9 protein-coding genes are annotated in these 11,823 nt (G+C 62.9%); 1 reads left to right on the forward strand and 8 read right to left on the reverse strand.

The window, feature by feature from the left end; translation table 11 throughout:
* Positions 1 to 169 precede the first annotated feature (169 nt).
* The 7 genes from VL547_RS14205 to VL547_RS14235 all read right to left on the reverse strand — a co-directional run bounded on the left by VL547_RS14205 (position 170) and on the right by VL547_RS14235 (position 9,219).
* A complete protein-coding gene (locus VL547_RS14205) occupies positions 170 to 1,225 on the reverse strand; it encodes a hypothetical protein (RefSeq protein WP_325578884.1) in 1,056 nt (351 codons plus the stop codon).
* Positions 1,226 to 1,316: 91 nt separating this feature from the next.
* Positions 1,317 to 2,954 carry an STN and carboxypeptidase regulatory-like domain-containing protein gene (locus VL547_RS14210; protein WP_325578886.1) on the reverse strand — a complete coding sequence of 546 codons (1,638 nt, stop codon included), beginning with the start codon at positions 2,952 to 2,954 and terminating at the stop codon, positions 1,317 to 1,319.
* Complete coding sequence (locus VL547_RS14215; protein WP_325578888.1) at positions 2,951 to 3,907, reverse strand: FecR family protein; 957 nt, start codon at positions 3,905 to 3,907, stop codon at positions 2,951 to 2,953. The genes VL547_RS14210 and VL547_RS14215 overlap by 4 nt, the downstream gene beginning before the upstream one ends.
* Positions 3,888 to 4,487: an RNA polymerase sigma-70 factor gene (locus VL547_RS14220; protein ID WP_325578890.1), complete on the reverse strand. Its 600-nt coding sequence runs from the start codon at positions 4,485 to 4,487 to the stop codon at positions 3,888 to 3,890. Before VL547_RS14220 ends, VL547_RS14215 begins: the two co-directional genes overlap by 20 nt.
* Positions 4,488 to 4,589: 102 nt before the next feature.
* Entirely contained in the window at positions 4,590 to 6,950 is a 2,361-nt protein-coding gene (locus VL547_RS14225; RefSeq protein WP_325578892.1) for a hypothetical protein, read from the reverse strand.
* Positions 6,947 to 8,668: a family 43 glycosylhydrolase gene (locus tag VL547_RS14230; protein ID WP_325578894.1), complete on the reverse strand. Its 1,722-nt coding sequence runs from the start codon at positions 8,666 to 8,668 to the stop codon at positions 6,947 to 6,949. Before VL547_RS14230 ends, VL547_RS14225 begins: the two co-directional genes overlap by 4 nt.
* Before the next feature lie 41 nt (positions 8,669 to 8,709).
* Complete coding sequence (locus tag VL547_RS14235; protein WP_325578896.1) at positions 8,710 to 9,219, reverse strand: hypothetical protein; 510 nt, start codon at positions 9,217 to 9,219, stop codon at positions 8,710 to 8,712.
* Positions 9,220 to 9,297: 78 nt separating this feature from the next.
* On the opposite strand from VL547_RS14235, the gene VL547_RS14240 reads away from it, so the two are divergent.
* A complete protein-coding gene (locus VL547_RS14240; RefSeq protein WP_325578898.1) occupies positions 9,298 to 10,266 on the forward strand; it encodes a terpene synthase family protein in 969 nt (322 codons plus the stop codon).
* A gap of 40 nt (positions 10,267 to 10,306) precedes the next feature.
* Here VL547_RS14240 and VL547_RS14245 read toward each other — a convergent pair whose 3' ends face one another.
* The gene (locus VL547_RS14245) at positions 10,307 to 11,758 is read right to left on the reverse strand and encodes a TolC family protein (RefSeq protein WP_325578900.1); all 1,452 of its coding nucleotides are present in this window, start codon (positions 11,756 to 11,758) and stop codon (positions 10,307 to 10,309) included.
* Positions 11,759 to 11,823: the final 65 nt, after the last annotated feature.

An 11,823-nucleotide genomic window follows, 5' to 3' on the forward strand; every position in this document is an offset into this window, starting at 1 on the left:
TTTTGGCATTTTCGACACCTTTGAAGAACAGTCGGGCAGACAGGCTCATCTTGCCGGCGATATCGCCAAAGCCCTTATGGCCAAAGCCCCGGAGCTGCTGGCAAAGGCGCCGCTCATCGAGCAGCTGGATGTGCTGGCGGCAAAGTAAAATAGGCGTCTAAAGCAAAAATCAAAAGAAGCTCAAGCCCACGGCTCCGCCGAGCCATACCTCGGTGTGCTTGCCCCAGCCGTTGGAGGGCCAGCCGGTGCCGGGGATGTCGGACACGTGGGAGCCGGAGGGGAGCTTGGTGGGGGCGGCGTAGAGGTTGAGGGTGGGGCCGGCGGCGAGGATGGCGTGGGGGGAGATGCGGAAGCCAATGGTGGGTTGGCCGCGGACGATCTCGCCGAGGAATTTCCAGCTGTCGGTGAAGACTTGCTGATGGACGACTTCGCCGTTGAAGATCCACTGGTTGCCGAGGTCGATCTGGGTGCCGAGACCGACGCCGACGGAGTAGTTGTGGAGACCGGACCAGTCCTGGGCGCCGGCCTGGACGATGCCGTAGAGGCGGCGGGTGCCGCTTTTGAAGGCGACGGTGACGCCGGTGACGTCGGCGGTTGATACGGATACCTGACGGAAGCCGTTTTTTCGGACGATGTTGACGAGACCGATGGTGTAGCCGTCGCTGGTGTCGGCGATGTTGACGAGGCCAATTTGGGCGCCGTGGACGCGGGTGGCCCGGTTGACCAGGCCGGACATCTGGACGCCGCGGACGGAGATGGCCTGGTTATAGAGACCGGCCAGCTGCGCGCCGTAGACATTGTGACGGCTGACGTTGGCGAGCCCGGCCAGCTGGGCGCCGCGCACGGAATCACCGGCGAGGTTGACGAGACCGGCGACCTGCACGCCGCGGACGGAGTCGCGGGTGCGGTTCAGGACACCCGCCAGCTGAACGCCGGTGGCGGCGCCGCCGACGGTGTTGAAAAGACCGGCGACCTGTATATAACCGGCGTTGTGGGCGTCGATATTGAAGGCGCCGGCGAGCGCCATTCCCTGGAGACCGGCTTCCCTGCCGCCGACGAGGTTGAGGGCAAAATGGTTGACGATCTGGCGGTCGGCGCGGCCGTGGCTGCTGATGCCGGGGACGATCGAGACCTGCAGGGGCAGGGGTTTGTAGGTGACTGAGTCCTGGGCCGATGCGCGCTGCGCGAAGAGCAGCGCGAAGAAAGCGAGATGTTGGATGCGCATAGTCGTGGATTTACACCAGCAAGACAACGCAAGAGGAAGATACCCCTACGACCGCGGGAAAAAATGGGCGGCGCCGGGGCGCCGCGGGGCGTCAAAAGAAAATCAACCCCGCGGTCGCGCCGATCCACCCGGAGGTGCGGGGATCCCAGTCGGTGGCAAAGGAGGGAGGGACGTGCTCGTCGGCGGGCGGGTGCCGGTTGGCGGCGAAGAGCGAAGCGCGGACGCCCGCGAAGAGGCTAACGGTGCTGGATAACCGAAACGTGACCGCCGGGGTCAGGCGGTAGATGGCGCCGACGGAGCGCCAGCGTTGGTCGTTGATCGTTTCGCCGGTCAGTTCCAGGAGGAGGCCCCAGGGGGAGGTGTGGAAGTGGAAGGCGTGACCGACGCCGTAGCCCATGCTGAAGTAGCCGCCGCGAGGGTCGTACCCACCCAGGAGGATACTGTAGAGCGCGGGGTTGCCACCTTTGTAGGCGGCGGTAAAACCGGTCGTTTCGCCGTAGGAGACGGAGAGCTGGTGGATGCCGTGGCGGACGATGCTGACCAGGCCGAGGCTGTAGCCATAGGAGGTATCGGCGATATTGACGATGCCCAGCTGGAAACCGTTGAGGCGGCGGGCATGGTTGATGATGCCGATCTGCATGCCGTCGATACGGGGCGCCCGGTTGTAGGCGCCGGCGACCTGGACGCCGCGGATCGAGTCGCGCGACAGGTTGGCAAAGCCGGCCACCTCGAGACCCGCGACGGGGCCGTGGACGACGTTGGCAAAACCCGCGACGATACAACCGCTTACCGAATCCAGGTCGCTGTTGACGGCGCCGGCCAGCTGGGCGCCGACGACGGGACCGCCGGCCACGTTCAGGAGACCCGCGGCCTGCACCATGCCAACGCTGCGTTTGTCGAGGTTGAAGACGCCGGCCAGCTCCACGCCCCGCGTACCGGCGCTGTAGCCGCCGATGAGGTTGAGGGAAACCGTGTTGGTGACCTGCGGGGCCATCCGGCCGTGGGTGCCGAGACTCGGCAGCAGCGAGACCTGGTAGGGCTCGCTGGTAAAAAAGCGGGCCAGGTTCATGCTTTGGATCCTTTCCCGCGAAGATAGGAACAAGCGTCCCCACCAGTTGTGCTCTATACCCGTGGAGATCGTCAGGGGCGCGATCTCGGTGACCCGGGCTGGGCTGATCGCAATGGTGTATTCCTGCTCGCCGGCGTGTTCACCGGCGACGGATAAGGTGGTGTCCTGGTACCATTCCTTGCTGACCGTAAGGGTCGGCGCGCGGTTGCGTTCCCGCAGGCGCAAACGGAAAAAACCCTGCTCGTCGGTCAGGGTGGTCTGGAGTTGATCGGGTAAGTATACGCTCGCCTGGTAGAGGGGCTTTCCCGTGGACGCGTCGAGCACGTGCCCCGTCAGGAGCCAGGACGTTTCTTTGGGCGGGGGCGGTTGCCTCAGGATGATCAGGTACCGGCCGCTGGGGACGTATTGGTACCCCGTCCCCAGCAGGCCCTCGAGCACCTGCCGCAACGACGCTCGGTTATACGAGGCCGTTACCAGGCTGTCCTGCGGCAGGATGTTGCTGTTATAGGAAAAACCGCACCCCGCCCGCCGCGCCAGGGTATCCAGCACCCGCGCCAGGGGCTGACGGCGCACGTGCAGGGTGACCTGCCGGTCGAGATAGGACTGCGCGGACGCGCCGCTCAGGCACGCCACCAAAAGGAGCACGAACAGCGATCTCATCGGATCACCACCTCCTGTCCTTGCCTGGACCAGCTGAGCCCAAGGGTTTTGGTGGCGACGTCCAGGACCTGGTCCAGCGACTCGTCCCGGAAGGTCGCGGTCAGCGGCAGGTCCGCCGCGCCGGGCGTGTCGATGCGGATCGGCGTGTCATAGGCCTCGCTCAGGACCTGGGCCAACCGGCCGAGCGGCGTGGCGTGACAGGCAAAAACCCGGGTGCGGTAGTATTGATACAGCTGGTCGGTGGTGGTCCTTATCGTGGCGCCCCCGGCGGTTATCCGAACCTCCTGTCCCGCGCCGATCTCCTGTTGACGGTCCCCTCCGACACGTATGGCCACCCTGCCCGTTTCAACGGTTACGATGGTGGCGCTGTCGCCCTGGCGGATGTTGAAGGACGTGCCCAGCACCTGGACGGTGGCGGCGCCGACCTTTACCAGGAAGGGCTGGGCGGGGTTCTGGCGGATGTCGAAAAAGCCCTCGCCGTCCAACGTCACCGAACGGTCGAAGCGGGCGGTATATTTCAATGAAGAGTGTTTGTTGAGCGTTACCTGGGAGCCGTCGGGCAGGGTTTGGGTAAGGGCGATGGCGTTGGACTGGAGCGTCAGGGTGCGGTTGAGGTAGCCCCAGATGGCGGTGGCGGTCAGCGCGATAACGGCGGCGGCGGCGACCCAGAGTAAGGGGGAGCGGTGGCGGCGGATCGAGCGGACCGGAGACATAGCCGGCTCGGCACGGCGCGCCTGGAACCTTTCCCAGGCGGCCATCTCATCCACGGGCTCGGCCGGGGCCTGGGCGCGGCTGGCGTCCCACAGCAAGCGGAAGTGGTCGAAGTAGCGGCGGTTGGCGGCGTCGAGCGCGCACCATCCTGTGACCTGTTCCCGCTCGGCGGCGGTGGCCTCGCCCAGGAGGTACTTGACCAGGAGGGCGTCTATCGCGGGATCAAAACGGGGCGCTGACATACAAAATGGTTTTCAACACGATGATCAATATCACGGGCAGGTAATCGATCAACTGCTCCCGCAGGATTCGGAGAGCCTTACCCATCTGGTTTTCCACGGTCTTTACGGAGATACCCAGGTGGTCGGCGATCTCGCGGTATTTGAGGGACTCGAAACGGCTCAGCTGAAAAATGGTGCGGCACTGCTCGGGCAATTCGTTCATAGCCCCCCTGATCCGGCTTTCCAGCTCCTTTAACGGGGAACCGGGGCCGCCGGAGCTGGGCTCGCCCTGACGGACGGCGTGGGCCTGGTAGGCTCTTCTCACTTTGAGGTGCTTTTGATGATTCAGGCATTCGTGGTACACCGACCGGTACAGGTAGGCCTCGGTCGAGGTTTCGATACGGACCTCACCTGCCCGCTCATAGAGCCGGGCAAAGACGTTCTGTACCATTTCCTCGGCCTGGCTGCCGTCCCTGAGGAGGGTACAGGCATAGGCGTGCAACCTTCGGAAGTGGCTCTTGAACAAGCGTTCAAATGCCTCGTCGGTAAACCCGCCGGGTCCCGGCTGAAATTCCTCCATGCTGACGAGTTGAGGTGTCAAAGTCCTGCTTTTCGAATAAGACAACCCAGTTGTACTTTACCCCTATGCAGATTCGCTATTTTTGTTGAAGGTAGCCAATTCATGGAAACCGACTCAAGGAGGTCAATCCACCCGGAAAGTAACCGTGGCCTCGAAAGCGCCGGAATTGCAGATACCTTGTACCGTAGCCGTAAACCGCCCCTTCAGGTCGTCGGTGTAAAAGCGGATGACGGCCTCACCCTGTTTGTCGGTGGCGCGGAGCGGCATCCAGCCCAGCGTGGAAAAGGTGACGGGCTCCGGCGCCCGCAGGTTGGCGCTGTCCGAATTGTAGACGGCCCGGGCTGGAACGGTGATGGGCTGGATCGCCGACAACGTCGGCAAAACGGTATCCATACAGTGATCGTAGACGATATAACCCCGACCGAAAGACGGTCCGTTGCCATAGATATATTGTTCCCCCTTTCTCGGGCGGCGGCTCCCGATCTCGTGGCCCGGCGTCTTACAATTCAATACGTTGAACTGGCAGACGTAGTCGCGGCATCCCTTGCTGTAGGTGTCGTCCCAGTTGGCATCTTCGGCCCGGACCACGACGCGGCTCAGCGTCTTGACGGCGTTAAAACCGGCGGCGGCGGCCTCTTCGGGCTCCGTGCTGTCTTCGACGGCTTTGGGCTTTGGGGTATACGCGGTTCGGGCCAGCCGTGCGTCGAGGCTATCGTAATCGTTTTCGATAACCAGGTGGTAACCATCGGCTTCGCCCTTACCCGCGACCGAAAGGATGGGCGGCCGGGAACCCTCCGGTTCGACGAGGGCCTGGTATGGAATCCTGAATGCCCCGTTCGAATCGGTCTGGAAAGCGTATACGGTTTTGCCGAGGACGATCAGCGGCATGGGATGCTTCAGGCGGCGCTCCCCGAAAAGGACATAGCCGTGGTCTTCGCTGCGCGGGGACCCTTCCGTCGCGGTGTCGTTCCCCCAGGGTGTTTTGGGGCTTAGCTCGGTGAGCAGCGCGGTCTCCAGCGCGGTGTCGAGGTATTTTACGGGGAGCAGGCGGGAAGCGTCGCCGTCGTATTTCAGGGCGGCGTCGATGCCGCGTCCGGCCGACCTCGACGACAATGCCGAGGCAAAAGAAAATACGCCCGGCGCCGCGCCGCCTTTTTCGTCGGTTAACCGGAGCCGTAAGGTCACCAGCGAACGGGCATGGTGAACGGCCGAGTCGATGGTCAGCTGCGCGTGTACGGGCCGGTATGGCACGTATATCGCCCGGGCGGCCAGCCGGCGGCCGGCGCTATCGAAGAGGGCGATGGTCGCCAGTCCCCTGCTCCAGCCCTGCGTGGGCAGCGTTAACTTGCCCGATGCGTTCCTGAGGGTCAGCCCGGCCGAAAAGAGGACGTCGGTGTTGTTGTAGATCAACAGCAAACAGCGGCTGCCGGGGCCGGGACCGGTGATCGCCATCCGTAGGGAGTCGGTGGCGATGGCTGTATTCAGCATAAGGGTGAAGCCGTCCGGCCGTACTTCCGGGAACGCGCCCCGTATATAAGAGCCGCCGGGCAGATCGTCCGGCACGACGGCGTAGGTCTTACCGGTGTGGACCAGGCAGTCGGTGTACCCAAGCCCTAGGGCGTCGGTCTGGAAATAACCGACGTCGCTGCCGTCCTCGGTGATCCGGCCCGTCGTGGACACGCCCATCCCGTCTGCGCGGGTGAGGGCGATCCCGATCCTGCCCGTACGTCCGTCGACCAGCTCCCCGCCTTCAGGGAAACAACGGAGCCGTATCCGTCCGGGTGTGGGGTCCAGGGTCGTCCAGAAGTGCCGCGCGCGTTTATCCCTGCTCACGGTGACGGACAGGGTCAGGCTGTTTTTCAGGGTATCGGCGGGTGCCAGCGTCAATCGCACTTCGCCAAAGGCGTCGATGACGGCCTGGCCGCTCTGCAACGGCTGGCCGTCGCCGGTCAGGGTATAGCGGAAAACACCGCCCGCGGCGAGACCGCCATAGTCGGTGGTAACGCGGCAGCGCACGGTCAGGGTGTCGATCGTGGTTTGTAGCGAAAAGGCCTCCCGGCGGCCGGTCCTCACGGTGATGGGTAACTCGAAAGGGGTCGCCCGACCGGCAAAGGCATCGTTCGTATACGCCATCAACCGGTATGTCCCGCTGGCTAGGCTGTCGGGGATCTGCAGGGACCCGCTGCCGATGCCTTCCTGGAGGAGTACCCGGCCCGTCGCCGCAACGCTCCCGGTGGCCGGGTCCGCCAGCACCGCATAGACGGTATGCGGGGGCGTCGTGTCGCCGCCCTGGTTAAGCAGGTAGGCGGTGAAAAAAATGGATTCATTGACCGCATAGACCGACTTGTCCAGGTCAAGATAGAGCCGGGGCTGGCGGTGCGCGGCCCATACTTTCGTGAGCTCGGCGATGGCGCTATCGGGCGCTTGCGCGACGGCATGTTCCGTCATAGCCGCCGCCAGGAGCAGGAGGATAACTCGGTTCATTGCGGCCGCACTCCTTTTGTGACGCCCGCTTCGTTTACGGCATCGACGGTGAAGTAATAAGGGGTCTCCGTGTTGAGCGCATGGATGTCCAGGCTATGCCCGTCGTATACCTGGTAATTTCCATACAGCCTGTCGGGTTTTATACCGTAGCGCACGATGTAGAATTGGGCGCCGTCCGTGGGTTCCCATTCGAGGTGCGCGTTGCGCCCGTCGCGGTTCACTGTCAGGTTACGCACCCGCGCGGGCGCCGGGCCGGCCACGTTGCCGAATACCCGAAGGTCGTACAGGGAAAAAAGACTGCCGGCCGGGTTGTGGAGGCTGGTGATGCGGATATAGCGGACCGGCGCGGGTGCCCCGAGTTGCGTATAGTCGTGCGGGGTATCGCGGTTGGTCCGCCGGCTGACGAGGGGCGCCCATTTTCGATGGTCCCTGGAACCTTCGATGATATAGGCGTAACCATCGCCGGGTTGTAAGACGTCTCCGCCGGCGAGGCTGTCGGCGTCGATACCCTGGTCGGCGAAATTGACTTGTATGGCGTTGACGGTGCAGGTCTTTTGGAGGTCGACCTCCACCCATTCGTTTGGCCGCGGCGTAGCGGCGGACCACCAGGTACGGATGTTTTCGTCAAAGGCGTTGCTTACCGCGAAGGTGTCGTTCAGCGTGGAGGAGGACGTGGCGGGCTTTTTATAGGACAGGAGCATCCACCGGGGGTGGTTGTCGCCTTCCGCGGCCCCCGGGCTGCCGCCGTTTGCCGGGGCGCCGTCGACCGGCGTATCGCGCCCGGGCGCCCATTGCGGATAGTCGCCCAGGTAGGTATCGACCATGAGTTGCCCGTCGGGCAGGACCGCCGCCGGGAACAGCACGAGCCGGCGCTCGAACATATGCCGTACCGAGATCGTACCGGTGGAGATGTGCCAGAAGTTCCCGGTCTTGTCGGCAAAGGTGGAGGAGTGGCCGGCGCCGGCGATGAAGCCGGTGGGTTTAAAGGAGAAGGGGCTATAAGGTTGGTAGACGAACGGACCTTCGGGGTGATCGGACACGTATACGCCATCGGCGTAGGAGGCATACTGGGTGCCGGGGGCCGAATACTGCCAGTAGTAGCGGCCGTTGAGCTTATTCATCCAGCTGCCCTCGATCCAGGGGGCCCGGCCGGGGGCGCTGGGCTCGTTTTCCCAGCCATGATGGAGGGTATCGTAGGCGATCACGTTCCGGAATTCACCGAGGGGTTGCAGGGTTACGGGGTCCAGCCGGGTAACGCGCAGGGGCGTTTTGTCGGAGCACCCGTCGTAAAGGTAGACCTTGCCGTCCGTATCCTGGAAAAGCTCGGGGTCGGCGGCGCCTGGTTTGTAGGGGCCGATGGGCGTCCAGCGGCCGGCCACGGGGTCGGCGGTGGTGAAGGCGCCCTTGTTGCCGCTGCTCATATAGACGAGTCGCCCGTTCACCACCGTGATCGAAGGCGCGTATTCGGACAGGGGTAAACCGGTCGGCAGCACCTGGTGCCAGTTCAACAGGTCGTCCGACCACCAATAGCCGATCTGCTTGCTGGCGAAAAGCCAGTATTTGTCCTGGTACAATACGATGACCGGGTCTGCGGCCTCGCGGCGGACAGGGCCCGGGGCCTGAAAATGGTACGGCAGGTTGAGGGGGTTGCAAAAGGTTTGGGCGGAGGCGTGCAGGGTGGCGCAGGTAGCGGCGGCGGCGCACAGTCGTCTGATCATGTAGCGAAAGTAAGACAAGCCGTTCAAACACCGGCGGCGCGTCAATTGATCGCGCTCACCCAATACCGCCCGTGCGACTCGACGAACCAGATTTCGCCGGTACCCAGCATGGCGCCCTGCCCGTTGCGGAAGATGCGGTCGAGGCGCTGGCGCAGGATCACGGCCTTGAGCGTGTGGGTGAAGAGGTGCGGGTAACGCTCGCGGAACCAGCCGGGGGAGCCGGCGGCACGGAGGGGATAGCGGATGTGGTCCGAAATGCTGTCGACCTGGTCCTTTTGGACCCATCCGCGGAAGGTCAGCAGGAAACGCTTGAAACCCACCGGGTCGTTGAATCCGGCGCGGGCCCAGGAGGTGGGGCGGCTGCCGTCCTCGAAAAGGGTATCCGGGGCGTGTATCTGGGCCTCCAGGGAATCGACGTCCTGGGGAGCGGCCGCGCTGAGGGAGTCCTTACCACCGGGGACGACGTTGGAGCTGTCGTAAGGAAGCTTCTTTTTGTTGGCGGAATGACAAGCCAGGACCGCCAGGAGGAGCAAAAGACAAAGAGGCCGCATAACACAAAGGTAACCGAACCGGGGGGAAAAACTCCGGAAATAGAAGCCGGCGCTGCCATAATATCGTTAGATTAATGTATGGAAATCCGGATACCAACCCTCTCGGCGCCTTTTCGATCTGTCCTGAACCCCTACGTCCGCGAGGCGGACGAACGGGTGGCGCGGTGGGTGGGCGACGTAGGTTTTGCCACGCCGGAGGACTACCGCAGGTCCAAATTTACCTGGTTTGCGGCCCGGTGCTTCCCGGACGCCGATCTCCCGCAGCTGACCCTGGCCGCGGCTTTCAACGTATGGCTTTTTTTCCTGGATGATAGTTGCGATGGCGTGCCGCTGGGTCAGAAGTACGAACACGTGCGGGGGCTTTCCAGCGAGATTACGCTGGCGCTGGCGGGATATGTGCCGCGGGGCGGGGCCGGCGCTCGGGGCGATGGCGCGCAGCGCGACGAGCCGCTGGTGCGCGCGCTGGACGACCTCTGGAAGGACATGAAGATGCTGGGCTCCCGCGACTGGGAGGCCCACTGCGCCGGCGCCCTACTCCGTTACCTGGACGCCTGTAAGCTCGAGGCCCGGTGGCTGGACGAGGACGCCTGGCCGACGGTGGCCGCCTATACGCAATACCGTCCTTACCTGGGCGCCGTCCACCTGGAACCGGCGCTTTCCGAAATCCTCTGCGGGCACGTCCTTCAGCCGCGCGAACGGGATCACCCGGTGGTGGCCGCCCTGCGGTTGTTGTGTTGCAACATCGTTTGCTGGTCGAACGACCTTTTTTCCCTGGATAAAGAGCTGGCCCGCGGCGACAAGGGGAACCTGGCGTTGGTCCTGGCGCACGAGCGTGGATATTCCCTGGCGGAGGCGGTCCGCGACGCCGCGTCCATCCACGAGGAGGACGTGCGACGGTTCGTGGGCCTCTCCCGCGGTATCGGGGCCGACATGTCGCCGGCGCTGGCCCACTATGTCCGTTCGCTCGAGCACATCATCGCGGCGAACATGGAATGGAGCCTCCATGACACCCAACGATACCGCTTCGTAATGGAGGGCGCCGCATAAGCGGGGCGCGGGCACCGCGTAAAGAGCGGCGCCAAACGGTTTAGAGGGATAGTCTTCCCATGTAATAGTCCAGAATTTTTGTCTGAAGGATAAAATTGTACTTCGCGCCGATCAGGTTCACGGTCGCGGCGTCGAAGCTGTTCTTGGCCAGGACGAAGTCGTAGCTGGTGATGACGCCGGCGTCATAGCGGGCCTTGGCGACCTGGTAGGCGTTGCCGAAGTCGGCGACCTCGCGTTCGAGGGCCACGTAAGACTTGTAGGCGGCAGTCATGTTGATATAGTCGGTGGCGATGGACTGGCGCAGCTGGATGCGGGCGGTGGACTGGTTGAAGTGCGCCTGTTCCTCGGTGATACGGTTGTTGCGCAGGCGGTTCCTCGCGGAAAAGCCGTTCAGGATGGGGATCTGGAGCTGGAGACCGATATAGTAGTTGATGTTGTTCTTTAGCTGGTAGCCGTACTTGTAGGTGTAGGGGTTGTAGTTGTCCGAAGGGACGAACACGTTGTACTGGGTGCCCCCTACCGTAACATACTGGCTGGTCTCCTGCTGGGTGGTGCCGATAAGGGTCTGCCCCTGCGCCAGGTTGGAATAGTTGGTGGCCACGCCGCCTCCCAGGTAGAGACCGGGGAGCAGGGCCCCGCGGGCACCCTTCACGGCGTTGAGGGCGGCGCGCTCCTTCATGTCCACGGATTCGATCAGCGGCAGGTGCGTCACTGAATACGCGTACATCTCTTCAATGCTGTACGGATACGGTTGCAGGTCGGAGGTATCGGCAAAAGGCACCAGCTGGATCGACGTCGAATACTGGATGTTCATATCGGTCGACAGCTTCATCTTTGCCGTCTCCAGGTTCTGGATGGCCGTAGCGACGGCGACGTCGTTCTGGCCGAGGGTACCTTTCAGGTTATAATAGTCGCCGGGGGGGATAGCGCCCTGGTCGAACTTGACCTGGTTGACGCGGACCTGTTCCCGGGTCGCGGAATCCTGGGAGATCGCCGCATTGAGCTGTTCCTTGCCGGAAAGCACGGCCAGGTAATCCAGGATGATGGTGATGGTCAGGTTGTCCTTCCCTTGCTGGACATCCATACCCCCGGCCATATACGCTTCCCGGTTGGCCTTGAGGTAGTGGGTAAGGCTGGAGCCGTTCCAGAGCGCGATGCTCGCATTTACCTGGTAAGAACCGGTGAGCTGTTGCTGGGTTACCGGTTGGTTGGTATACGGGTTGATGCTACGGCCGTTGTAGTCCTGGTGATAGATACTCCCGCTGGCGCCGGGCAGTATATTCCCGATCGATCCCTGGTAAGCGACCCAGTCGCTCTTTTGTTGCAGGATAGTCGTCTTAAGCGTGATGTTATTCTTGATCGCGATGTCCACGCATTGTTTGAGGGTAAGGGTTTCACCATCCGTCCGCGCCGTCGTGTCCTGCGAATACGCGGCCCGCAGGAAGGAAAGAAAAACGAGGGGTACCAGGATGAAGCTCTTTACACAGTTCATAGTTATCATAATTATTATTCGAATACAAATTTTGGGGCGGCCATCCGTGAGGCGGCCGACCGGTA

Source organism: Dinghuibacter sp. (assembly GCF_035492835.1).
Lineage (GTDB): Bacteria > Bacteroidota > Bacteroidia > Chitinophagales > Chitinophagaceae > Dinghuibacter.